The sequence below is a fragment of the Silicimonas algicola genome (assembly GCF_003148765.1).
Lineage (GTDB): Bacteria > Pseudomonadota > Alphaproteobacteria > Rhodobacterales > Rhodobacteraceae > Silicimonas > Silicimonas algicola.
In genome coordinates, this window is sequence record NZ_QGGV01000009.1 from 59,718 (window position 1) to 85,200 (window position 25,483).

The 25,483-nt window shown below is 64.5% G+C and carries 13 protein-coding genes; 6 read left to right on the forward strand and 7 right to left on the reverse strand.

All coding sequences use genetic code 11. From position 1 onward, the window contains the following. Window positions 1-2: 2 nt before the first annotated feature. The 3 genes from C8D95_RS16965 to C8D95_RS16975 are packed head-to-tail and all read right to left on the reverse strand — an operon-like array spanning window position 3 to window position 7,669. On the reverse strand, window positions 3-2,537 hold the full coding sequence (locus tag C8D95_RS16965) for a hypothetical protein (RefSeq protein WP_109760394.1): 2,535 nt from the start codon (window positions 2,535-2,537) through the stop codon (window positions 3-5). 2 nt (window positions 2,538-2,539) lie between these two features. Continuing rightward, complete coding sequence (locus C8D95_RS16970; protein WP_109760395.1) at window positions 2,540-5,683, reverse strand: poly-gamma-glutamate biosynthesis protein PgsC/CapC; 3,144 nt, start codon at window positions 5,681-5,683, stop codon at window positions 2,540-2,542. Window positions 5,684-5,686: 3 nt separating this feature from the next. Next, on the reverse strand, window positions 5,687-7,669 hold the full coding sequence (locus C8D95_RS16975) for a CapA family protein (protein WP_164721766.1): 1,983 nt from the start codon (window positions 7,667-7,669) through the stop codon (window positions 5,687-5,689). A gap of 671 nt (window positions 7,670-8,340) precedes the next feature. Here C8D95_RS16975 and C8D95_RS16980 point away from each other — a divergent pair. The 3 genes from C8D95_RS16980 to C8D95_RS16990 all read left to right on the forward strand — a co-directional run bounded on the left by C8D95_RS16980 (window position 8,341) and on the right by C8D95_RS16990 (window position 15,701). Then, a complete protein-coding gene (locus tag C8D95_RS16980) occupies window positions 8,341-10,923 on the forward strand; it encodes a CHASE2 domain-containing protein (RefSeq protein WP_109760397.1) in 2,583 nt (860 codons plus the stop codon). Between the two features lie 16 nt (window positions 10,924-10,939). Continuing rightward, window positions 10,940-11,305 (forward strand): response regulator, encoded by a 366-nt coding sequence (locus tag C8D95_RS16985; protein WP_109760398.1) that lies wholly within the window; start codon window positions 10,940-10,942, stop codon window positions 11,303-11,305. Between the two features lie 208 nt (window positions 11,306-11,513). Continuing rightward, complete coding sequence (locus C8D95_RS16990) at window positions 11,514-15,701, forward strand: hypothetical protein (protein ID WP_109760399.1); 4,188 nt, start codon at window positions 11,514-11,516, stop codon at window positions 15,699-15,701. Between the two features lie 41 nt (window positions 15,702-15,742). Here the strand turns inward: C8D95_RS16990 and C8D95_RS16995 are convergent, their stop codons facing one another. Next, window positions 15,743-16,300 (reverse strand): hypothetical protein, encoded by a 558-nt coding sequence (locus tag C8D95_RS16995; RefSeq protein ID WP_126918618.1) that lies wholly within the window; start codon window positions 16,298-16,300, stop codon window positions 15,743-15,745. An 893-nt stretch (window positions 16,301-17,193) separates the two neighbouring features. Between C8D95_RS16995 and C8D95_RS22340 the strand changes: the two genes are divergently transcribed. Then, window positions 17,194-17,418 carry a VOC family protein gene (locus C8D95_RS22340; protein WP_206508377.1) on the forward strand — a complete coding sequence of 75 codons (225 nt, stop codon included), beginning with the start codon at window positions 17,194-17,196 and terminating at the stop codon, window positions 17,416-17,418. 703 nt (window positions 17,419-18,121) lie between these two features. Here the strand turns inward: C8D95_RS22340 and C8D95_RS17005 are convergent. Continuing rightward, window positions 18,122-18,571 carry a terminase small subunit gene (locus C8D95_RS17005; protein ID WP_109760401.1) on the reverse strand — a complete coding sequence of 150 codons (450 nt, stop codon included), beginning with the start codon at window positions 18,569-18,571 and terminating at the stop codon, window positions 18,122-18,124. Window positions 18,572-19,069: 498 nt separating this feature from the next. Between C8D95_RS17005 and C8D95_RS17010 the strand changes: the two genes are divergently transcribed. Together C8D95_RS17010 and C8D95_RS17015 are read left to right on the forward strand one after the other, a co-directional pair. Beyond that, entirely contained in the window at window positions 19,070-20,065 is a 996-nt protein-coding gene (locus tag C8D95_RS17010) for an HNH endonuclease signature motif containing protein (RefSeq protein ID WP_109760402.1), read from the forward strand. A gap of 267 nt (window positions 20,066-20,332) precedes the next feature. After that, entirely contained in the window at window positions 20,333-24,028 is a 3,696-nt protein-coding gene (locus C8D95_RS17015) for an ATP-dependent DNA helicase (RefSeq protein ID WP_109760403.1), read from the forward strand. 930 nt (window positions 24,029-24,958) lie between these two features. Here the strand turns inward: C8D95_RS17015 and C8D95_RS22115 are convergent. Further along, window positions 24,959-25,132 (reverse strand): hypothetical protein, encoded by a 174-nt coding sequence (locus C8D95_RS22115; RefSeq protein ID WP_164721764.1) that lies wholly within the window; start codon window positions 25,130-25,132, stop codon window positions 24,959-24,961. A gap of 108 nt (window positions 25,133-25,240) precedes the next feature. Further along, on the reverse strand, window positions 25,241-25,426 hold the full coding sequence (locus tag C8D95_RS17020; RefSeq protein ID WP_109760404.1) for a helix-turn-helix transcriptional regulator: 186 nt from the start codon (window positions 25,424-25,426) through the stop codon (window positions 25,241-25,243). Window positions 25,427-25,483: the final 57 nt, after the last annotated feature.

Below are 25,483 nucleotides of genomic sequence, written 5' to 3' on the forward strand. Positions count from 1 at the left end.
GCTCAAGGTAGGGCTGCTCCGCAGGACCAGGCGCCCGCCGCGTCCTGCCCACAGTTCATGGCGCCAATCGTCCCCTCCTCCCCAAGAGCCACCTGCGCCGCCAGATCGGGGCCCGACCGGGTGAAGGCGAGGTATCCCGCCAGTCCTTCGAGGCGCAGCCGCAAATCATAGGTCCCCGGGAGCAGGTCGGCCCCGAAGGGAACCACCACCGTCCGCTCGGTGCCCAGTTGCTCGCCGGAACGTTGCAGGAAGCCCTCGCCGGTCCCGGAAGCCCCGTCTAAGTCGGCTCGCCACAGCCCAGACGTCCAGTCGGACAGGGGGCCGACCCTCCGGGGACCGATCCCGAGCTCCACCTCCAGCCGGCCTCTGCCGCCGACCTCCTCCGGGTGGACGTGGATGACGAGGAATTCGCGCCCCTCCTGCCGCTTGTCGAAGCTCAGGCTCACGCCCTCACCAGCGCCGAGGCGGATTGCCCGCCGCCTGACCCAGGCCTGTGTCGTTGGGTCGACTTGGCCGATCATCAGCCGGCCCGATCCGGACCAGCGAGCCTCAACGGAGTGCCACCGGGGCGCGAAGGGGGGCAGGCGGAGGCTGGCGCCCGGGCCGGCGACCTCCTGCGCGCGGGCAAGCTGGCCGTCCAGGGTGATCCGGACTTCTGTCGGCTCTGCCGCGGGGGACAGGAAAAGCAGCTCCGGCTCCACGGTCGCCGCGCCGGAGGCGGGCAGAAAGTCGAAGAAATGGGGCCGCCCAGCCGCCAAGGGCACAAAGATATCGCCGCTGAAGGTGCTTAACAGACCTGGGCGACGGTTAAAGGGGGACAGGATTTCGACGCGAGGCAGGGGTACGTCTGGTTCCCAAGGCTCCCAGTTCAGGCGCTGAAACAGGAGAGCCGTCTCGTCTGGCACCACCCGCTCCTGCACGACCAGCGACGTCGAGCCGTCACCCTCCACGAACTCCTTCCAGCCGATCGGCCGGAGTGGGAACCAAACCCGGGCCTCACGCGGCGCGACCTCCTCGGCCACTGGCTCAGCCTCGGGAGCGATCATCGCTGCCAAGACTGGCATATCTGGCGGGCGATTTGACGCGGCGACGAGGTAAGGCTGCGGCCCCGAGACGCGGATGGCGCGAACGGACAAAGGCAGGTTGAAGTGCGCAAAGGCCGGCCCGAGCACCCGTAGCGAGGGGTCGCCCGGAACCTGCTCAAGCGGCGCGGGCCCGAGGGCCGCCTCAAGGCTGCCGGCCCCAACCACCTCTCCCTTCGTCCCCAGGAACTCGTAGTCCACGCGGCGGGGTGCCGGTACTGTCTCCTCGGCCCCGCAGAGGCAGCGCAGGTGAAGTCTGAACGGCGTCGGCTCGCCGCCGACATGGGTAACCGGGAAGGTGACCGGGGCCTCCGCCGTTGCCTGCACCATGCGGAGGTGGAGCGGGCGGAAGTCGATTTCTGTCCCGCTGGCCGATTGCCCAGAGGACCGCGCGTGTAGCACGAGCGGCCGGTCCGGGATCACTTCCAGAGCCGCGCCTCGCACCGGCAAAGCAAGGGCGCCCTCGGCCATCGACCAGCGCGCGCGGGTGACGAGCGGAAGGCCGGGCACGGGGCCGTGCCAGCGAAGCTCCAGCATGCCCGCCTCTGCCCCCGCATCCTCCCCGAACGGAGGTTCGAACGACAGGACCAGGCCCTCGGCATCGGGAGGGAATTGTATGATGGCGTGGCGAAGGGCGTCCGCATAAAACCCTGGCGCCAGGGTCGGCTCCGCCACCGGATCGTCGCAGCCGCCAGGCCAGACATATAACGCGCGCACTAGGTAGTCTTTTCCTTCCAGCCCCTGCGGGCCGACCGGATGCCAACGGTTGCGCAAGACCTCCAACTGTTCCGCGTTGTCAAGGAGCGCGACCGGCAGGCCGACTTCGGCGGCGAGCCGCTCCCGCTGCCCTTCGCTCAGCCGCTGCCAAGAGGACTGGGCCCGGAACTCAGCGAGGGGCTCTCGCTCGTAAACCCGAGCAATGACGTGATCTACCTTGGGATCGAGCGATATAAAGCGGAGCCGGATCTTAGCCGCCTCCGGCTGCTCCGACAGGTCGAGGACGGTCACCTTGGCGAGCGTCGGCTGCAACCTTTCCTCAATGTAGGCGACTGACGAGGCGAGGTCCCCGGTGAGAGGATCTCGGCAAATCTCGACGGCAGCTAAGGCGTGCCGCAGCCCTTCCGCCAGGACCCGGCCGTCCGCCGCGACGATCTCGTAGGCGATCGCATAAGTCCATCGGCCCTGGTCGGTCCCTAACCCGGCTCCTTCGACCGCTGCTATGGGCAGAGCGGCCTGGGTTACGAGGCGGACCCTGTCGCGGCCGCCGACGAGCGGAAAGATGGTCCAGCGCTCCCGGTCGAGCTCATAGGCGACGGTCCGGTCGACCTTGTCGAGCTGGTTTCCCGGCTCGCGGTCGCTGATGAGGCCCAGGCTAGCGTTCCATATGGGCCACACCCCCCAGGCCAGCAGAGGCATGAGGATAGCAAGGAAGAGGAGGCGCCCAAGGATCCGCACGCCTAGCTCCCCTCCACCAGGAGCCACGCCAGTCGGCCGTGGACGAAGCGCGACACCACCAAGGGGTCCGGATCGCCAGGGACAACCTTGACCGCGTCGGCCGGCTCCCTCGCGCCGATATTCGCCATGGCGATCGGCGCCCCGCCGGGATCGGTGATTAAGAGAAAGGTCTGGGCGCTCGCCGGGTCTGCGAGCCGAGTGAGCCTGAGCTGGGAGAACTCCTGCTGCAGACGCGCCAGGGACACCGCGTCGCGGTGGAGAAGGAAGTCATCGACGAGAGCACGGGCGCGGGCGGGAAGGGGCTGCACTGTGGCGGGGGCAGGCGCCAGTAGGGCGTCGAGAGGCTCCGCCTCAACCGTAGGAATCGCCAGCGCCTCGAATAGCGCCGCTTCGATATCATCCGTCAGCCGCTCGGCGAAGCTCGACCGCAGGATGGGGGACAGCCAGACCGCCGCGACCCCTTGGGTAGCTTTGGGCTCGAGGTGCCGGGCCAGCGGCACCTGCCCTATCTCGTATCTTACCCGGTCGGCCCCGCCGTCCACGAGGCCTACCTCGAAACCCAGCTCGAGGAGGTCCCTGCGGAGATTGCCAGCGAGGGCGGTGGGCGGCTCCTCTCCGAGCCCGGAGCGGTCGAAGGCCAGGAGGGCCTCGAGGGAAGCCACGTCCCCCTCAAGCGGGGCAGCCATGCCGCGCACAAGGAGGTGCATAAGCGGCTCCTCTTCCGCCTGGCGAACCACCGCGCGGCTCGCCAACGCGTAGAGCGAGAAGGGTGCGTCCGCCCGAAGCACGTCCGCCTCCCCTCCCCGCCCTGCCCCTGGATGGGCTCCGGCGACGAGCAGCGCGCGTGCCTTGAGCGCACCGTACAAGGCGAGGCCCGCCTCAAGGGTGCCGATGTCGGGGAGCGGCCGGGGCACGTAGACCGCGTAGCTCCCCTGCCCCCCGACCCGGAAGGCGAACGCCCCCCAATGTCGGCGCGACGAGTCGCCCTTTGGCCGGGGCAACAGCAGCACATGATCGCTGCCGCTGCGCCTGTGCCGGTGGAGCAGGAGCTGGTAGTCGAGAGCCCGGGCAGAGGTGTCGATCGCCGCCAGCCTCGCCGCGTCGGGCTCCGGCCCCGCGGCGAGGCTTTCCAGCAGTGGTGCGAGGACCGCTCGGTCGAGGTAGATCAGCTCCTCTGTCCGCGGCGGGCGATACTCTTTGCTGCCCGCTTGGGCGATCCTGTCGAGCATCCACTCGACGAGGAACCCATCGAGGCTCGAAGTGCCCTCGACCTTGGCCACAGTGGCTAAGGCACCGAGCCCAGCTAGCGCGTTGCGGACAGCCTCTTCGCCCACGAACAGCTCGGCGAAACCGCCGCGTGCGGTGTCGCGCTGCAGGTTAGCCTCCTCTCCGCCGCCGAAGTCCACCTCGAGGTCTCCGAAAAGAACCTGGAGGCGCGGCAGGTCCAACACATCAGGGATGGCTCCGTCCACCTGAAGGCGGGCTCCTGGACCCAAGGAGCCGCGGAGCTGTAGCGTCCCCATCGCGTCGAGCATCTCGTGAAAGGCTTGGAAGAAGGTCCCGAGCTCCCCCGCCACGCCCAGGGCCTCGCCGCCGTTCCGTGAACTGGTGCCGGCGACCGCTAGGGCGCCGACGCCAGGCTCCCCGAGCAGTGCGGCGCCGGCCGAGACCAGGAGGGGGACCTCCAGCGGATCGGGCACTTGGACAGTCAGGCCGCCTGAGGCGGAGGGGTCCAACACATAAGTGCCACCGTGGGCCGCGCCCTTTCCGGAGAGGATCAGGTACCGCCCGTTGGCCAGCGAGAGGTCGAAGCGCGCCTCAGCCAGGAGGGCGGAGGCGCGCGCCATGGCCTCCGGCTCGGCCCCCCGCTCTAGTAGCAGCTCAACTCCTCGCCGAAACGCGTCCAGCTCGCCAGGGGTCGCCTGCGATATCCCGGCGCCGCCGAGGGTCAGATAGGCGCCCATAGTGGCGCGTACCACCGCGTCGCCCAGCTCTTCCACCTGCGCCACCGCTGGTAGGCTCTCCGTGGGCGTCGGCGGGGCGGGCAGCCAGGCATCGGGCAGGCGCACAGGCTTGAGGGCAAAGCCGATCAGGCTCCCCAGCGCCGCACCCACGAGCGACACCTGCAGCACGGCCCGGCTGAAGCGCGCAGCGATCTGCTTCTCATGCATTTTCATCGCCATCAGCGTCGAGAGCAGGTATCCGAAGCCGAAATAGTCGGTGACCTTGATCTCCCAGCCAGTCCATAGAAGTGCGTGGCCGAGCAGGAGCTTGTAGGCAAAGCTGACGTTGAAGAAGAGGATGAGCTTGCGCGCGCCCTCGATGGTCGCGTCCGCGAAGAAGCGCGAACGCAGGAGCATTGTGGCGACCCCCAGGACCACGAAGGCCTCGGCGAAGGATGCCAATACTTTGACCGGCTGGTACCACTGCAGCGCGATCAGCGCAGGGATCAGGATGCCGCTGAAGTCCCAGCCGTAGAGCAGGTTCATCCGCGAGGCGATCACGGCCGTCGTGACTAGGATAATGTAGGACTTAGGACTCGCCAAGATCGAGCTTGCGAAGCCTTCGTAGAGGTAGCCGACCTCGCTGATGCGGAAGTTGGTGAACTCGATCAGCACGAAGCGCACGAGGAGCCATGTAACGCCGATTGTCACCGCCGCCGAAGCGAGACCCCGCAGCAGCCCGGGCTTCCAGAACTGGTTGGCGAGGAGCGAGATAATGATGAGGCCAAAGCTATGCAGGTCACTGCGGTAGTCGAAGCGGATGCCGTGGCGCTCGACGAGCCAGGCGCCCAATTCCGGCAGCGCCCAGGCGTCGAAGACCAAGCGCACGAGCACACTGGTAAGCACGAGTGCGAGGAAGCGGTCGCGGCCGAAAACGCTGCTCCAGGTCCGCCCGCCCGACCACCTTTCGGAGAAGGTCCAGACAATCAGATAGGTTACGATCGCCTCGACGATAACCACGCCCGCGGCGAGCGGCTTGGCGATGAGGAGGGGGACGAGGTAACCCGGCACGACGAGCCCCGATAGAACCCAACCGAAGCGCAGGTTGAAGAAGGCGACGACGAACACGCCGAGCCAAGTCGTGGTGATGACCGAGCTCGCGAGGCTTCCTTCCGGAAAGATATCAAGGACGAAGCCCCCCATTGCTTAACGACGCGCCCTGGTGGGAGACGCCAGGGGCTCGGGCAGGAGCGCCGGCCGCGGCACGGCCTTTGAAGAGAAGAGATCGGCGGGCCAGAGCCGCACGAGGCCCGGGTCGCCGGTCCAGGCCTCGGCGCCCGGCAACACGTCCCGCGCAAGCGTCACCACTGTCTCATCGTGCACGAGCAGGAACTCATGTCGGGGAGAGGGCTCGGTCCCGGGCGGGGCCCAGCGGATGACCCGGATCGCGTCGAAGTCGGCCGTGGCCGTGCCCTCGGCGGGCGGGGTAAGACGCACCCGCACCTGCAGGAGCCCGGCCCCTTCCGGCGCACGAAGGTCCAGCCGGAACGGCCGCCACTCCCCGCCCGTTGTCTCGAGCGGGACCTCTGCCCAGCCGCTCTCGGCCGGGTCGGCCATCGGCTCGGCAGCCTCGGACTGGAACTCGGGGCGTGACCCATAGTTCAGCGGGTCGCCCTCGGTCCTCGGAAAGAAAGCGGCCCCCAATGCGACATCGGCGCCGAATGTTGAGCGCAGCATGCCCGTGACCGTGAGATCACTTCCCCCCTCGACAGCTAGGCGCCGGATGTGGGTGACCGAGACGGGCTCCGGGCTGAGTGCGGATCGCCACAGGCGGACCCCGACCCGGCCCTCCTGTGCGAAGTCGGCCCCCGCAACCTTGCCTCCGCCTTCGATCGACCAAAGAGGGGCTCCGTCCGGGAACACCGCCCCAACAAGGTCGTCCTCGAAGGCGCCGGTCCAGAGGACGTCCCGGCCGAGGCGTGAGGCGGAACCAGGCGCGGCGCGGAGGCCGCGGACGAACCATTCTGGAGGCACTCGGTAGATGCTGCCTGCGCCGTCGCTCCCTACCGCCGGCAACATCGACTCGATCCGGCGCGCCGCGCCAGCCAAGTCCACCTCCATTGCCCCATTTTCCATTACAAAGCGACCCGGCTCGCGCCCCGCGGCACCGCGCGCGACGTGCCGTGCCAAATCCCCCACCAGCCCCTTTGGAGTGTAGCGCTCGATCATCAGCGCCTCGGCATAAGCCCGCACGATCTCGCCGCGTCGGAGATGGACGGCGACGAGATAGGTCTCGAAGGTCTCCCGCCGGTCCTGGTCGAAGAGGAAGTTTCCCAGAGTCCAGGCGACGAGGGAATCCTGCCCTTCCACCTCCACGTGGCGGAAACCGCCGACCACATGGGGATGGTGGTTCATCACCAGTGTCGCGCCCGCCCCGAGTGCCGCCTCGGTGTTCGCCAAGACGCTGGCCGAAGGCGAGGCCTCGTATTCGAAACCGCCATGGATCATGACGACCACGGCGTCGCTTTCTTGGCGAGCCGCCAACACGGCTTGCCGTATTAACCCGGGGTCGCAGGCCGCGGCGCCGCCCTTGCCCTCGTCGGCCACGTAGGAGACCTCATGATCAAGCCCGAGGATGGTGGTGCAGCCAATGAAGGCCAGCTTTACCGCCCCGCCCGATGAGGTTGGCACCTCAACCAAGGCCGGCGCCCACGCCGTCGCTACGTCCGGCCCCGCCCCGAAATGGCCGGCCGTCGGCCCGCTGAATCCGGCCTCCTCAAGCGCGCGGATCGTAGAGGCTATGCCCTCCTCGAGGGCGTCGAAGAGGTGATTGTTGCCGAGGTCCACGACATCCACCCCCGCGAGCCGCAGCCCCTTAGCCGCGGCTGTGTCACTACCGAAGGCATAGACCTTCATGGGGTGGAACCGTTCCGGTCGAGGACCGGCGGGGGGGAAGTAGGGATCCTCCAGCAGCGGCGTCTCGAGGTTGAGCGCGGTCAGGTCGGCGCCGGCGAGGAGCGGCGCCACTGCCTCCAGCAGCGCGGCGTGTTCCTCAGCTCCTGCGCCGGGCCGCAGGAGCCCATCCGAAAGCTCGCCGTCGCCGTTGGCGTCGTAGAAACGCCGCCCGAACATCGTATCGCCGACGAAATGCAGCGAGATCGTCTCTCCATCGTCAGGAGTGAGCCGCATGAGCAGAGGCTCGTCGGTGCTGGCGGCTCGGGTCCGGGACAGGTAATTGGGATGCGCGGCGGTCACCCATTGCGCGCCGGAGGCAGCCGGCAGAACAAAGCAACCATCCGAGCCCGCCTCCGTTTGATCTGTCGCGGAGCGGACCGTCGCATGGGGCAAGGCCTCTCCCGCAAGGCCCACGACGCAGCCACGTATCTCCGAAGCTCGCGACTCGATTGGCTGTGCCATACCAGCCGAAGGCCAGAGAAGCGAACTAACCAGTAAGCTGAGCGCGTAGCGACCGAGTGAAATCACAACATTCGAATTCATCACCACCAAGATGCGCACATCAGAACCCACGTCCACTTTTCTTTTATACATCTAGACACGCCAGCTCAGCGGCATAAAGGTACAATGGTGGGTGGATCTCTTCTTATCGTCATTATCTCGTTTCTGCTGAGCTTAAGTATCAGGCCTTACAGCCCGTACGGTGGCGGAGCACGCGGTCAGCCTTGGCGCCTTCAAGTTGGTGCTTCGCGATCACCACCTCAATGGCGCTGCGAAGACGATGACAGCCCGCAAGTCGGATTCGTCTTGCGCTCACGTGCTTTGTGTCTTTCAGCGGAAGTGCTGTTGGTGAGCGCGACTGTGTCCTCAAGCTTGGGATTGTCTCCCGCCGAACACCTACAGAAATGACCCGATCTTACGCTGTCATCGCCATTAGCGTTACATTCGTAACAGGTGCGCTTCACGTCTTTGGCCTGTTCGTGGCGCCCAACGGCATGGCCTACGACACTTGGCTGCAGCTCCGCCCTACTCCCGTCTCCGCCGTGCTGGTGGTAGAAGTGCCGGACGGGGCGCAGGACCGGCCCGCGGCCGCTTGGGGCGAGCTTGCCCAAGACCTCCGGGGCCTTGGGGCGCGGCAGATCGTCTTCGCCTTCGACCCCCATGCGGCGGACGCATTAGGCCCCTCACCGGGCCTCGCTGGGGACGACCTCACGGTGGGCCGCCTCGCTCGCCAGTTTGGGAGCAGCTCTGAGGAATGGGAGTTCCTTACCCCGGCACCGCCAACCGGCACGACCTGGGGCGCCGTCTTTGTCCCTCCGGCCGAATACGGCATCCATCGCCGGCAGCCCATTTCTATCACGGTCGACGGGGAAGTGGTGCCGAGCCTTGTTGGCTTGGCAGCTGAAAGGGCCGGCGCCACGGACGTTCCGCCGCCCGGCACCAGTTTTCTGCTGCGTTTCCCCGAGAGTGCGGACCGCGTACCGCGCATCGAGTTGGGGCGCGTTCTGGAGGGTGAAGTCGTTCGCGACCTCTTCGACGGGCGCACAATCCTCGTGGGTGTCGCAGAGGGGCCAGCAGCGGTTGGCCTCACTACCCCAATTTCGCCAGATGCGCCAACGACCCGGCCGCTGGACTTCAGCGCCATCGCTCTCGAGACGCTTCTGAACAGGCGCACTGTCAGGGATCTTGAACTCGTTCCCGCGTCCTTCCTCCTACTAGCGACGACCTTGGCCGGGGCGCTCGTTTACAGCCGCGTCGGGCCAAAGAACTGGCCCTGGGCGATGGCGCTCGTCCTCGCGGGGATCGTGCTCCTAGGCACCGCGGCGCTCGAGGCGGGCGACAGGCTCCTCCCTGTGACCGAGATTATCTTTTCACAGGTCCTCGTGTCGATCCTGGTCTGGCAGAACCGCGAGGGGAACCAGGACAGAATGCTGCGCGGCCTGCTACGGCAATTCTCGTCCGAGGACAGCGGTCGCAGGGCGGAGGCGGCCCTGCCGCCTGACTGGCCCGTGCTCTGCTCTATGACTCGGAGGCTCCTGGGGCTGCGCCGGTCTATATTCCTCGTGCCCGGTAAGCGTCCGTCCCGGCTGGAGCAGGCCGCGGCCATCGGGTGCTGCCTAGCCGACCTGCCGGACGACTGCCTTGATCCGCGCCGGCCGCCCTACCTGGATGCCGCCCGCGCCGGCGAGCCTGTCCAGGTCCCTAGCACTTTCCTGGACTGCGCCAGCGAGGATGAGCTCATCTATCTCGCCCCGATGAGGCGCAACGGCGCAGCAGCTGGCTATTGGGCTTTCACGGTCGCCGGGGATGAAGCAACGGAAGTCCCCGACATGCATCGCGCCCTGCAGACCGCGGCCGACCTGCTCGACGACGAGCGGAAACCTGCAGGACTTCGATATGACTCCGCCACGAAGGCAGTCGACGCCCTGCTTTACAGCAGGCTAGGCTCTATGAGCCTTCGGGCCCGGATGCTGGACAGCATCCTCGACGAGGTGTCCACCGCTCTCGTCGTCTTCGACCAACTCGGCCGCGTCCTGCACGCGAACGGCCCCATGTCGCCGCTGACGGCGGCGATTGGTGTCCCTCTAGATGCGCTCACTCCGTCGGACTTGATGGCGGCCCTTTGCCGCCTCCCTGAGGAGCAGGGCTCACGCCTGACCCGCCGCGTGCTCCTGGAGGGGTCAGGAATCGAACTGCCGGCGCTGGTGGATGTAGAGGGGCGCCGCTATCTCCTCAGGTTCTCGCCCCTCCGCCCTTCTCCAAGGCCCGGGATTTCCGAAGGGTTAATGTGCGAGCTCCTCGACGTGACCGACCTCGTCCGGCTTGCGCAGTTCCAGCGGAGCTTCGTCCAGCATGTCGGCCTGCAGCTCCGACATGAGGTCGCCACGATCCACATGGCGGCGACCCTCATGGCCGACGAGCGTCTCCCCGAGGGAAAGCGGCGCCGATCCAGCGCCCACCTCCAGGCGGCCGTCGAGAGGACGCTTGAGCGGCTCGCCAAGGTCGAGACCTTCATGGAGGAGGAGATCGAGACGCGATCCGCCGTTGTCCTGCCGGTGGACCCTGCGCTTGCCCTAAAATCGGCCCTCGCGACAGTCGCTGAAGCGGCCGAGCAGAAAGGAGTGCGCCTCGAGGCCCAGCGATCGAGCTTGGCCGGGCTGGTCATTGCCGACCCTCTTGAACTGCGCAGCCTGCTTGGCGCACTCCTGCGGCTTCTGGTTGGGGACGCGCGTCGCGAGACGGAGGTCTCCGTGACCTTCGAAGAGGGAACGACCGTGGTCGAGATCTTCCTCCGAAACAACGGCCTCGGATTGCCACAGGCTCGGCTCGAGGCTATCCTTCGCGGCGAGGAGGAGCCGCAATCGACCGAGCTCCGCGACCTGCGCCATGGCGTGCGCGCAGCCGAGCGCTGGGGCGGCCGCCTCGTCGGCGAGGGGAGGCCGGGCGTAGGCTTCCAGTTCGGTCTGACCATGACAAGGTTTACCTGAGCGGGAGAGGGGCCGGATGCCGCGTGTGATGCTTATTGAGGACGACGAACTTTTGCGGGACCTCCTGCAGATCCGGCTAGAGGTTGAGGACTACGAGGTGGTCACGGCATCCGACGGCCTCGAGGGTCTCTCCCTGCTGGAGCTGGAGCGCTGCAACGCCGTCGTGCTCGACCTAATGATGCCAGTCATGGACGGGCTGCAGTTCATGAGGGCGCTGGCCGACGCCTTGGCCGATCCGCCGCCCGTGGTCGTGCTTTCGGCACTCCACCGCCCGGCGGTCGAGACCGATCTGCTGGCGGCAGGCGTCCGAGAGATCCTGCGCAAGCCGGTGGACCTGGAGATGTTCCTGTCAAAGCTCGCCGCACTAACGGGGCGGGGCTGAAGCGCATGGCCAAATCCTTGGCCCTCCCGCGCCCTGGAGCCGCCAGCTTGCGCGTTCTCTTCGCCTGCCGCCTGTCTCCGTGTCGCGGCGGGGCGGATCCTGCATCACTTTCCAAGCGGCCCGACGGCTCGGCCTTGGTCCGCGCCCTCCGCAGTGCCTGGGGATGATCAGTTCTGCCACATCACGCATCTTAGGTAGCGCAGGCTCGGTGGGGAGGGGGGCGCTGACGGGCGAGGACCTCCTGTTCCTCGGTGTGCCCGACCGCCTGCGGCAGGTCGAGGCTCCACTCTTGCGCGAGTTAGCGGAGGGCTTCGCCGCATGGCCCGAGGCCGCGGACGACCCGGACCTCGGTCCGGCCGGTCGCCTTGCCGTCTATCTCGGCCAGCACGCGAACGCGCTCGCCGACCAAATCGAGACGCTCCACGAGGCCTTCGCTAGGTTCTCCGCAGGCCACGCGGGCGCCCTCGACGCTGCCGAACGCCAAGGCCACGTCCTCGATTTCGCCCGCAGCTTAGGGGCCGACGGGCGAGGGCTGCGGGGAGATCGCCGCGCCCTCCGGCGGTGGTTCGGCTTCGACGCGATGGTCGATCGGTATGAGCATCGCGTCGGCGTCGCCGAGCGGGCCCTTGCATTCGCTTTGGACCGCCTGGGTCTCGTGGCCGCCTCTGTCCTGTCCGAGCTAAAAGAACCGGCGCTGCGCCAACGCCTTTGGCGGCGCCTAGCCATCGAGGCCACGGCGGACCGGCTAACGGCCCACGCAGGCGACGCCCGCGTGGGCGCCGCGGCCTTCCGCTGCCTCGCCCGGGCGCTAGAGGGGCTGCCGACCGCGGAGCGTGAGGGCGCGCTGGGGGAACGAAGCCTCCGGACCGTGCATCGCGCAGCGATGGAGGCGAGCGGCGACGTCTGGACCGGGGTCGAGGCGCTGGACCTCCTGCGGGCCGCTTCTCCCGACGTTTTCGAGGCCGCGCTGACGCTCCGCCTCACGCGCCCTGCACCCGGCGACGACCTTTTCCTACGCCGCAAGGCCGTCGGCATGCTTTGCGCCGCCGTGGAAGCCCGGCCTGGCCTGGCGCCCCTTCTCGATGTAGCCAGGCGGGACAAAAGCCCCGCCGTGCGCCAAGTCCTCGCGCTAGACCTATGGAGGGTTCCCGTTGCGCCGCTTCGGGAGCAGCTTGCGGAGCTAGCCTGCGCCGACCCGGCGCCCGAGGTGCGGGCGGCAGCGCTGACGAGCGTCGAGCGCCTCCTGGAGCGAGTGGGTGTCGAGGAGGTAGCGGCCCTCTGGGTCCGGGTCCTCGACAGCGAGACCAGCCCCTTAGTCCTGCGGACCGCCCTCTTCTTTGCGGACAAGGCCATGGATGCGCTCTTGCGCCTCGATCCCCAAGGAGCTGAGGCCTGGACCGAAGCATTGGTCCCGGCGATTGAGCGTCTGCACGTCTCTGCCGGCTCGCTGGCGGTGCGGCGATGGGCAGCGCAGGCCCGCGAGCGGATGTGGTGTCTCTCGGACCCCGAGGCGCGCGCGCTCGCTGACCGCGTCCGCGCTGGCCTCGAATCCCTGTGCGAGGGCCGCAGCCGCCGCCTCTCGCCCGCGAAGAACCTGATAAAATCCGACCCCCTCTTGCTAGGACGAGTGCTTTCCGTGCTCTCTCAGGGGGATTTCGGCCACGATGTGGCCCCCCGCTGGCCCGCCCCGCGCGTCATGCGCGGCGACCGCTTCCGCACGCGACTCTGGCGGCTGCTCCATGAGTTCCGCAACCCCTCCACCGACAAGCGCCAGGCCTTCAGCCACGTGATCGGCCGGGTTTATACCGGCACATTATCCTCGCCTTCGACGATCATGGCCGAGCTCGCCCAAACCAAGGTCCCCGGGGAGCCACTCTTCATTGCCGAGGAAGGGGGGTGGCGGCCTTACTTGCCCCTCCCGGATCACGCGCTTTCAATCGTCGACACTGGCTGCCTCGTGCGGATCTTCACCGCGGAGGGCATCACGGAGATCACGCCACCCTCGGGCCTCGCTCGGCGCCTTGTGGCGCGCCTCCGGCTGACCTGGAATTTCCCTGCCTTCGCCGCCCAGCGCAACTGGTCTGAGGCGCGTGGCCAGTCGCCCGCAGCCTATGTGCGCGCCCTCGAGGAGCTGGGTTTCCGTTTCCGCCTGCGCCCCTACGAGACGGGGATCGGGCCCGGCGCGCATACGGAGGTCGATCCGGCCGTCGCGCGCTTCTTTCCGGTCGTGATCCCGCTGCCCCTGATGGGCGGCTCGCTTTGGCGCGACCTCGAGGGCTACTTCTTCTCGCTCTACCAGAACTCTCTGGGCCAGCTTGCGCTGTTCATCGGCGCGGCGCTCTCGGCCTTCATCGGCCGGCACCTCGCGCTCAGCGTCGCAATGCGCCGGACCCGCAACGCGCTGCCCCTCGTGCTTGGCGGCTGGGGTACCAGGGGCAAGTCCGGCACCGAGCGGCTCAAGGCCGGCCTCCTGAACGGCCTCGGCTATCCGCTCGTTTGCAAGACCACAGGCTGCGAGGCCATGTTCCTGCACGGTCGCGCCTTCGGCCCACTACGCGAGATGTTCCTGTTCCGGCCCTACGACAAGGCCACCATCTGGGAGCAGATGAATGTCGCCAGGCTTGCCCGCCAACTGGGGGCGGGGGTGTTCCTGTGGGAGTGCATGGGGCTGAGCCCGGCCTATGTTCGGGTCCTTCAGCGCCACTGGATGCGCGACGACATTTCCACCATTACCAACACCTACCCCGACCACGAGGACCTTCAGGGTCCCGCCGGGCGCAACATCCCCGAGGTGATGACTGAATTCCTGCCTGAGCGCGGGACGGTGCTCACCACAGAGGAGCAGATGCGCCCCATCCTCGCACAGGCCGCGCGGCGTCTGGGCACCCGGCTGCTCGGTGTGGGCTGGCTTGAAGCCGGCCTCCTGCCCTCTGACGCCCTCTCACGCTTTCCCTATGAGGAACACCCTTTCAACATCGCCCTGGTCCTCGCGCTCGCCGATGAGCTCGGAGCCGACCGCGACCGTGCGCTTGCAGAGATGGCCGACCGCGTAGTGCCGGACTTGGGCGTCCTGCGGGCCTTCCCGCCGGCGTCGATCGGGACCCGCCGGCTCGAGTTCGTCAATGGCATGTCCGCAAACGAGCGCTACGGCGCGCTCGGCAACTGGGAGCGCATGGGCTTCGACCGCCAGGACCCCGAGGCCGAGCCAGGGGTCTGGATCTCGACCGTCGTCAACAACCGCGCCGATCGCGTGCCGCGCTCGCGGGTCTTTGCATCAATGCTCGCCAACGACCTGTCGGCCGACATGCACCTCCTGATCGGCTCCAACCTCGAGGGTCTGCAAGGCTACATCGAGGAGGCCTGGACCGAGCGGGCGCGCGAGCTCACCCTGTGGCCTGAGGGCGAGGCCGGCACCGAGTCTGACCCACTTGGGGTACTCGCTGCCGCCGCTCGCTGGCTGCGAGTTCCCCGCCAACTCGATCAGGCCCGCCGGGTCCTGGAAGCCATGCTCCGCGCCCAAGGAGCTCCGCTCGATCCCGACGAAATCGACGGCCTCGCGGACGACCCTCACGCGCTCGAGGCCCGGCTCTTGCAGGAAGGGATCGCGGAGACGTCGGCGATCGTGTCGTACCAGCGTCGGGTCCTTCAGGATCTTTCGGATTACGAGAACTTGGCAGAGCGCATCCGCAAGGGGGACGACCGGCAAAAGCTCGACGCCGACTTCGCTCGGCTGTCCGGCGTATGGTTCCGCCGCAAGATCGTGGTGGTCAGAAACTTCCACGCGAGCGGCGAGGAGGTGGTGGACCGTATCCGCACCGAAACCCCCCCCGGCTTCCTGAACCGCGTCATGGGCATCCAGAACATCAAGGGGACTGGCTTGGATTTCGTGTATCGCTGGATGGCCTGGGACGCCTGCGCCATAGCTTGCCGTCACGCGCTGAGCCGCGATCCCTCCGCCTCCGCCGAGGGGGTGCGGGCACTCGCGGCCTTCCAGGAGTTCGGCTTGCTAGGTGAGGAAACGGTGCGGGCGACTTTGGCGGCTCTCAAGGCAGACCCGCCGCTGCCCGGCCTGGCCTTCATAGACCAAGTCGGCATGATCGAGGCCAAACACGACCAGCAGGTCGCGGCCCTGCGCGCCGGTATGGGAGGCGTCGGCAGGGCGGGAAGGCTGGACAGGCTCGCCTCGCTCTTTGAGGGATTGCTCGACGCTGGCGACGCGGTGCGCCGCCGCCGCGCCGCGGATCGAATTACCCGCGACCTCGTCGCCGAGCGCATCAGCCACGACCGCGCCGCGGTCGAACTCAAGAAGCTGAACGCCCGCCAGAAAGGAGGGTGGCTCGCGGAATCCCTTCACCGGACCTTGGCTGCGGCGCGTCGGCCCCTCCGCGGCGCCTGATGCACGGTCGAGCTACCTTTGCCGCGCTGGACCCTCCGGACTCAGTCCGGATCCCGCGGCCAGAGATGGTTCGCAATTACCCGGGCGACCGAACGCCGCATTGGGCCGCGCTGGCACTCTTTCAAAATCGATACGGAGGCGCAGAAGCTCAAAATGCCACTCAGCGTGTCCTTGTCGAGCTGTGAGTCGGTAGGCCATGGGTGGAACCCTCGGGCCGCGAGCTCCCGCTCAAGAACAAACACATAGGCATTGCGATTCAGCCGTAGAGTGCGGCGCAGTGCCGACCGCTTCTGCGATTCAGCCTGCGCGGCAAAGCCGGTGGCGACCTGCCGAAAATACTCGGGCGACGCCGGGACCGCACCCACGTAGATGAGGTAGCGGCGGAGCTGAGCTTGATTTTCGCTTAGGACCTCCCTGAAGCTATCGAGCTCGCGCGACGCCGCCTTGAGGTCGCGCGGCTGCTCGTCGCTGCCGTCGATGTATGCGTCCACAAGGTCGCGCGCGGCGTTTCGGTCACCCTGCTCAGCCGCGACTCTCAACTCTGCAATACTCTGCGCGCCGGCGGCACTGGCGCCAGCGAGGCAGATCAGCAGGCCCATCCCTCTCAGGATTCTCATAAAAGCGATTCCCCCACGCACCTTTGAATGAGTGCACCCTCGGGTTTAACAATTCGCAGTTCCATGTCCGTCCTCCGGGTCGGGTTCTTCGTTCTATGAGGTTTTAGAGTAGCCCCCGAGATGCCAAGAGCAACGATAAGTTTTTTGGCAGCTGCCCGAAGGTACCCGTCCATTTGGAAGTTGAGGAGCCGGGATCGGCCTAAGTTTCACATCCCGCGTCATCGTAGACCTGCCTCACAATGAGGGCTCGGGCTCGTCCGAGAGCGCTGCCCCTAGAGCGGCAATTCTCGTCCGCCTTTCGTCGTCAGCTTTAGCGATGCTTTCTCTCTCCTCGCGGAGGTAATTACCAAACTCTGGCGAAGTTTCCTGTATTCCAAAAGCCTCACAGCGAACCCTTGCTGCATCTATAGCCTGACGCTCGAGCCGCCCGGCCAGACTGGATGTCTGAGGAGTTCAGCTAGACCCGCTTGGGGAATAGACGCAAACTGCCCTGGCGGAATGGAGCGGAAGGCTGCCTGACAGTAGGCATGTTCTCGCGCTCGGCGTTAGAGGTATACCCCGACGTAGGCAGCGGCAAAGCCGACGGCGATGAACATCGGGACGGCCGAGAAGCGCTTCGTACCCGGCTCCCGAAATGGTGGGTAGTCTGCTTCCGGCTTGTTCTCTTGCCCTGGCACTTCCGGGTAGTCCAGGCGGGTATGGAATGGGTCCTTCAAGGTCTCGTTCCTTCTGCCTTGCTGAGACGCCTAATTACCGCGCCAAGCAACCCGACGCCACCTCGCACAGGGGCGTTCTACAGCACGAATGCCAAAGACTGGACCAATGCACTGCGGCGCCTATCCTCAGAGGCGTGCTCGCTGCCGAGGGAGAAAACCATGCAGCAAACGCCAGTGTTAAAGGGAATCAGCGTCGTGTCGATATCGGTGCCTGATCTCGACGCGGCCAGGGAGTTCTATTCCGAGGTCCTTGGTCTTGGTGAGCCGCTGTACGAGTTACCGGACGCAGGTTGGATTGAGTTCGGCCTCGCGAGCGGCCAGGGCAACAGCATGAAAACGACGGCAAGCGCAGGGAGCAGCAGACCAAGGCCCAGCAGCAAGTAGACCGTAAACGCGCCCTCCAGTCTCCCACGTCTGAGCTTCGCCACGCAGTTCGCCTTACCGTTGCAGTCTGGTCCGGAGGGTCCGCTGTATGAACTAAGAAAAGACTCCACGAGACAGTGGACAAATCGACGCTCCAGTCAACAAGCGACGCGCCTACCGAATTTACGGTTGCATGATGCCGAGAAGTCCTCCCCAGCGCCTTGGGAAGCGCCAGTGGGCGTCGTCCGCCGTTTCTTGAAGCAGGCCCAGGATGCGCCCCGCTTCTCTGAGCAACCAAGCGCCAGACGGCAGGGCAGCTATCTCGGCCCGGTCGCGCCATATCGCGGCAGCCCACGCTCGCTAGCCCCCCCTTGCGGCAAGAACGCGTCAGAAGTCCCTTACGGCCTCGACGGTCGGGCATGATCATCTGAGGGGAGCGCGGCCTGTTAGCGGACCGTTAGAGTGGAGAGGTAGGTGGATAGAAAAACGCCGAGACACCTATCCCATTGTTTTGGAACATACGTATTAGGTGTATTGGTGCCGGTGAAGACTCGAGCCCCCGACCCCATCACTACGAATGACGTGCTATACCAGCTGAACTACGCTCACATTCCCGCGCATGGCGCCGGTTGAGTGCGCCACGCAGATCCCTCAACTAATTGGCTGTGTTGAATAAAATTTAGCATCCAAGCGACTTGACCCTCAAGCGTTCCCCCATTCGATATCAGCCCCGCCATTTTCGCGCGCTCCCCTCACTTCGTCGCGGCTGTACCAGAGTTGTCTCAACAGTCCGGACTCGGACCGCATCGTTCTCCGATCCAGGTGATTTTCGATAGCCAAGGTTGACAGCAAGCATGAAGCGGGCTGCGCAGTAGGTCTGACGGCTGTACAGGGCCTCCTCATGCCATTCTTCGATCCGACTTCTCGCGCGCGCGATGACGTGGGAAAACTCATCCTTCCTAGAGTAGTTTAGAAGAGTTCTTCTGGACACCTCGAGCACAAGCGCGAGGCCCGACAGAGTTGGGGGGCGCATGGCTTCGGTTGTGACCGTGATCCTTTGACCATTGCGTATGGCTGTTTCCGTCTTCTCGTACTCAAGCCCTTTAAAATACGCCTCAATGCGAGCCTCAAGCTCGTCGACTGACCTGAAAACCTTTGTGCCGCGGGTAGCCATCACTAGAACGTTAGCATGCGACCGAGTACCCTGCCAAAGGTTGGGCTCGCCAGTGCTTTGAGTGTTCGCAAGTCTCGCTCAGTTTTGAGCGATAGTCCTACGATGAACTATTGGGACCAGCCGTACTCCAAACCAGTCATCGACTGTTTTGAACAGATGACCGGGCCGAGCGCAGAATGACCATGACGCGCGGCACCGGCTTCCGGCGTGAAGCAATGCTCTCTTGGTCGCGACCGGCCCAGAGCGGACCATCACCGCCATGCTTCGATGCTGCGGTTGCAGTCTGCACAGCCGACATTGGAGTTGCTACCCATTAGCGGGCGCAGGGTGAATGTGCGCTGTCCCTGGTTTTCCTTGACTCCAACCTCGCACATTCGACAGTTTCGGGGCGCGTCCAGAGCACAAGGCAGCGCCAGACGCATGTTTCAAGCCTGCCAACAATAACCGGCACCGGGCCCTTCCGGAGAAGGCCGAGACACCCTTGCACTGGAGAGCAAGATGCCTTCCTTGAACACGCTTGTGGGCGAGCATGACCACCTGTTGGAAACCTATGAAGCCGAAGTTGAGGTCGAATATCGCGGCGAGCGATACCGCGTCCGTAACAACGGCGCGGTCTATCGACTAAACGAGTTCCGGAAACGCGCACGTCCGCTCGACAAAACATGGTCCTTTGGACGCCAGAGCCTCACGACCGGCTACCATTTCTTGGCCGGTGAACCGATCCATCGCATAGTCTGCACCGCTTTCAACGGTCCGCCACCCACCGATCAACACGTCGTCGATCACATCGACACGAACCGCGCGAACAACAGGCCCGAGAATCTGCGCTGGCTCACAAGGCTGGAAAACGCACTCCTGAACGAAATAACCGCCCGCCGCATTGAGCTGGCTTATGGGTCGATTGATGCGTTTCTCCAAGATCCCTCCAGGCCCAGAAACGAGACATCATTTCCCGACGTCTCATGGATGCGGACCGTGACCAAGGAAGAGGGTGCCAGAACCAAGTCCCGCTTCGAATCATGGGCAAGGAGCGGATCGGTTCCAAGCGGAGGCGCAATCGGCGAGTGGCTCTATGGCACCCGTGAGCGAGCTGACTTCGAGCCGGAGCCGGAAGAGTATGAAAGCCGGACGCCATCGGCCATCCAACTAAAATGGAGGGTCCCGACCGAGTTTCCGGGATGCCCGGAGGCGGTATCAGAAGATGGGTTGGAGCGATACGCTCAGAACCTCCGGTTCGGTGAGGTCTTCGCTCGGAACAACATCTACCAGAGCTTAGTCGTTCAATGCGCGCTCGTAGAAGGTGGTCTGGTCGTTCTTACCCGTGCTGCCGAAGCTGACGCGATCAAGGACTGGGCTGTCGCCATGATCACGATCCGAGGCGAGCTGTTCGTTCACCGCAGCGAGCATCAATATTTCACGCTTCAGGGTGCGCTGAAAACCTTCTGCGAGCTGACCGGCGAAAGTTTGAGCGATAGCATCGATGACTATACGTGAAGGCGTGCGGCGCTACTACGTGTAACCGCCGTGCAATCCCTGATGCCGGTTCGGCCCTTAGCTGGCGGTCGAGAGCTTGCCGACGCCGCGCCGCGATGCTCCCCGAAGCAGCCGTTTATGGTGTGGCACAGCGTTTCGCAGGAAAGGGAGGTTCCACCTCAGGCATGGGTTGCACCGCACGGATACTAGTGCCACTTGATCAGTAGAAATTTCGATAATTCAAGTTTATCAATTAGTAATTCATATGGTTAAGTTGTCGGAGAAGCTATGACTTGGCATATCACCGCTCGCATGGCTTGGCATGATCGCGGCTGGGACGGCCGGGTCTGCGATGATCCAGCAGCCAACACATACTGCACGGGCAGCCATTCGCTTCTTTCAGAGCGACTTGCGCGGGAAAAGCGGATCGAATGCGAGCGGCCATGCGCGGCGCTCGACGCCGACTTGCCCGACTATCAGCCGCCCTGCTTCTGGACGTCATCCGCTTTCGCGCCGAAGCCGACGAAAGTCTTGCACCGTCATCCGTTCCCGCAATATCGTGACGAGAAGCAGATCGAGGAGATGCTTCCCGCAAATTCGGTTTACACTTGGCCATTCCGCCTCGCGATGACGCATTCGTCGAAGAACCGGCACGGCAATTACTTTCCTGACCTTGATGCCCGGATCAAACGCTTTGCCGGAAGGCTCAGTCCCGGTCGGTCACTGGTCTTCTTCTACCTGAACTACGACAACCCGGTCTCAGCGGACGATTACAAATATGCACTCGTAGGGTGTGCCCGCCTTGCTGACTTCGCAATGAGCGGCGAATTCCCGTTCGACGCAGATGAGTTGGCAGAAATCCGCGGCTCGAATCCGCGGATGAAGAACTTCCCGGTCGAGAATTGGGCGTTGCAGTTGAGCCATGAAGGTGCCGCCGATGGCATCGTGCTTCCGTATCATGCCTATTTAGCCCACATCGCTGCGAATCCCGACGACGAAGCCAAGCTCGACGAAATTCGCGTGCTGGTCGACGAGCCAGCGCTGCTTCCCAACTTCAAGTATGTCTCCGAGCAGGTCCATGACGACCACGCGCTCGGGCTGCTCTACAAGCTCAAGCGCGCACTGGCGCGAGCACAGGAACACGGCATCGCCGATGTCGATGCCATGGTCGACCGGATTGAGAATTATATCGCTGACGCCTGGACCGACCGCGGCCTCTATCCGGGTCTCGGATCGGTGCTCAACGTCCTCGCCGACCTGGCGGAAGGCGAATTTCAGGTCGAAGGCAGCCGCGGCGCAGCGCTTACCGCAGCGCTGCGCGACTCGCTCGGCGAGGGCGAGGACTTGCTCGATTCAGCGATCTCGCTGCTCGAATCCAAGGACCCCTTGCCCCGGGCATTGTCGGCGCATAAGGCGACGGTGCGCGATGCGCGGGCGGGGTATCGCGACAACAAGAGCCTCAAGACGCTGCTCCGTAAGCTGACGCTGTTCACGCTGACCCCACGTCAGGTAGGGCGCATCCTGTTTCCCGAGGACGGCGACCCGCACGCTTTCGCCGGCCTCGCGCTGTCACCGGACGACATCGCCGCCAACCCCTACGTGCTCGCCGAAAGCTATGTTCCTGCGACCCGCAATGCGCGCAACGAACGCGAGGATCTCGACCGCGAGCAGCGCAGCGATGCAGCGATCGACTATGGCGTCATCGACATCGGTATGTTCCCCGATCATCGCCATCTCGAACGCCGCGATGATCTCCACGATCTCACGGTCACCGGCCCCGAGCGGCTCCGCGCCTTCGTGTATGAGGCGCTGACCGCCGCTGAGGCGCAAGGTCATAGCTTCGTGTCGACCGGCACGTTGGTCGAGCATGCCGCACGCCATCCGCTCTTTTACCGCGACAAGCTCAACGTCAACGAGGCGCAGTTCCTCTCGAATGAGCATCTCGCCCATTTCCGCGAGAGGATGCACATCGAGAATGTTGACGGCACCCACTACTTCTATCTCCAGCGCGCCTGGCATGCCGAACAAATAGTTACCCGCTTCGTTTGCGAACGGCTCAAGCTGCCGGCACTAACGCGCAATCTCTCTTGGATCGCCGGCTATGTCAGCACCGAGTCCACCGCGCTTGCTGCTGAGATCGACGGGTTCGACGCCGAGGGATTCGGCATCGAACGCACGCGGATGATGACGAGCGCGATGACGCAGCGCTTCTACTGCGTGACGGGCCGGCCAGGGTCGGGCAAGAGCCAAGCGATCGCCGAGCTGCTCAAGCGCTTCGATGCCGCGAACGAGCGCACAATCGTGCTTGCACCCACGGGCAAGGCGGCGCTGCGCCTCAATGCCGAGGCACCGGAAGATGTGACATGGGAAGCGGAGACTATCGACCGGTGGATTTGGCGATCGGGCCTAAGTAATTATCTGAGCGATGGCGCTGATTCAATGGCCATGGCACGAGAGCCGCGCTTCGAGCAATTCGACAATCTCGTCATCGACGAAATGTCGATGGTAAATCTCCATCACGTCGCCTTGTTGTTCCGTGCAATCGAAGTGCATCAGCCGACATCCACGCTACGCGTGATCCTTGTCGGTGATGAGAATCAGTTGCCCCCAATCGGCTGCGGTAAGCCATTCCAAGACGTGATTAGCTATTTGCGCGGGGAGCCTGACTATCAGACCGTCAACACCGTCCGCCTCACCGCCAACTGCAGGCAGCGCCACGATTCGACCGTGATTGAGGCGGCGCACCTCTTTGTCGGCAAGAGCCGCTACCATGACGAGCTCTATGCGAAGCTTCGCGAGGGCGGAAGGGTCAGCGACTATCTCGATGTCCGGTATTTCAGTGGTGCCCAAGAACTGCAGAGCCACGTCGCCGATTTCGTGACCACCACGCTTGACATCGCAGTGCCTGATCACCGCGACCGCTCGCAGCAGGAAGCATTCAACCTGCTCCTTAAACTCTACGACAAGGGCCATGTCCCCAAGAACGATGCGGCGGCGCTGGAGCTGGACCGGGTGCAGTTGCTTTCGCCCTATCGCGGCGGCCCGACCGGTGCGCTCGGCCTTAGCAACTTCGTGCGGGACACATATCGCGCCGAAGCCAAGGAGGACGAGTGGAAGCAAAAGAACGGCTTCGTCCACTCGGACAAGATCGTCCGCATTCGCAATTACTATGTCTACAACGACAAAACCAAGCAACGCGAGTTGCGCCTGTCGAACGGATCGGTCGGAGTGTTGTGCGGAGGCCGCAAGGGCTGGAAAGCATTCTTTGCCGAGAGCAAGTGTGGATTCGACTGGGGCAAGCTTGATCCTGAGGATTTCGAACTCGCCTATGGCCTGACCGTCCACAAGGCGCAGGGCAGCGAATTCGAGGAAGTGCTGGTCGTGGTGCCCGACCGTCGGGCGCTGTTGTCACGCGAAATGATCTACACCGCGATGACACGGTCAAAGACGCGCCTCACCCTGCTCGTCGAAAAGTCAGAACGCGCTAACCCGTTGGCGGTGGCGCGCGATCGCTCGGTGCTTGCGCAGCGCAACTCCTCGGTATTCGCACGCCCATTTGACGCCGCAAGGCTGTTCGAGCCTGAGAACGGGGTCAAGGTTCGCTCCAAGATTGAATACATGATTTACCAGGCGCTGGTCACCGCACGCAACGCGGGCACCTTGAATTTCAGCTATGAGTCAGCGCTCGACCTGCCGTTCGGGGAGCGGACCGTCACAGTGCATCCCGACTTCGTCGTCCAGTCGGGTGGTCGGACTTACTTTTGGGAGCACCTTGGCATGCTCGACCGACAGGATTATGCCCGCGACTGGCGCGAGCGACGGCGTGCCTATGCCGCCGCCGGGTATGAAGCGGCGCTGCTGACAACCGACGATCTGTCCGGCGTCCGCGCCGATCAACTCGCGAAAGTTGTCCGCGACATCACCGCGGGCAATCTCGCCGGGCGGGCCGACTTGGGCTGGTCACTGCACCACTACACCCTTTAATTACTCACAGGTTCGGTAGTCGAGTGATTGTCCGATCTCGAAACGGGGCGTTTGTTCTCGGCGCTTGGCTGAGCATTGACGCCTGTCTGCAGTTCACCCGGAAATAGCCATTCACGACTGCCGCATCGAACGACTGCTCTCCGCCCCTTCTTCCCGAAAGTCTTGGCGGCGGCGACAGAAATCGAGCACGTACGGCGAATAGCAGGAAGGTCCCCGATCCAGACATTGCCGCATGTTTGGTGCGACCGCTAACGGCAGAAGGAATTCGCAGTTACAAACTCGTGGACCGACGTCCGCCACTCACCAGCAAGCGAGGGAGAGCTGATATCCGAATGCTCTGCATAGGTGTCCATTCGAGCCTAGCGCGATCTTAGCGGCATAACACTCTCGCTTTCTGTCGGCAGGTGAGCTCCCGAGCAAAAGGCATAGGACGACCAGCCCCGGCATCTTGCCCGGACCGTCCCCATGCCCTCAGCAGTCCTGTCGGCCGGAGCCGCCCCGTCGCTTCAGGCCCAACTGGTCGTGCGTCCTCGCCAGCTAGTCGGTAGCTACTTGCGACGCCTGAACGCTGCGCCGGGAACCGGGCTTCTACCTTTCGGACTGCCCGTGGCATGTGGTCCCGCCCCGTGGTATGCCTTTCCGATCTGGTGCCACCGTCTTGCAAACCGTCCACCAGATCGACCCCGTGCTAAGAGTGCGGGGTCACTCTTTTTCAGTTCTCCTCAATCAACTGAATGTCATCTTGTGGCTCGGACCCGACCAGCTCATCGACAAGGTGCTCCATAGTCGATCGCTGCTTATTACTGGGGTGCCATGCCGGGTTCTTCGCCTGCTTTAGAACAGAACGAGCAAATCCCTTTGCCCATTCGTTCCCCGGCTCCTTGGCAGTTGCGCGCATGTGATAGAGAAGCAGGTCGAGTGGGCGTCCAGTCACTGGCTCGCCCCCATGCGCTGGAGCAAGCGCTGATACTGTTCATCAGTCATCGACCAGAGAACGGCCTTCGCGAGAAAGGCGCGCTCCTCTGGCGATAGTCGCAGGTAGAGGACAGCCGCCAGGCTCCACATTGCCCACTCGTCCTGTAGCGTCAGTGAATAACCAACCATTCTTGCGACCGCCTTGAGTCGTGGTTTGGCGCGTCGAGACATCGTGGAGCGGCTACGTGTTCTCCCTTTTCGTGCTCCATCCCTGGTCTGGATTCCCCTGGACATTAGCTAAGTTGCCTGCTCCGCGCGGCTTTCGAGCCACGCAGAGATATCACCCGAGCGCCATCTGACGGCTCGAGCGCCGAGCTTTAGCGGCTGGGGGAACTCCCCCTGCTTCATCCACGCGTAGATTGTCGAACGTGAAAGCCCGGTGCGGGTTTCAACTTCGCCGCGACGAAGTAACTTCTCTGACATCGAGCCCTTCCTTGCAGTTATCGGAACTGCAGGGACCTCAACAGAAAAGCACCGTGG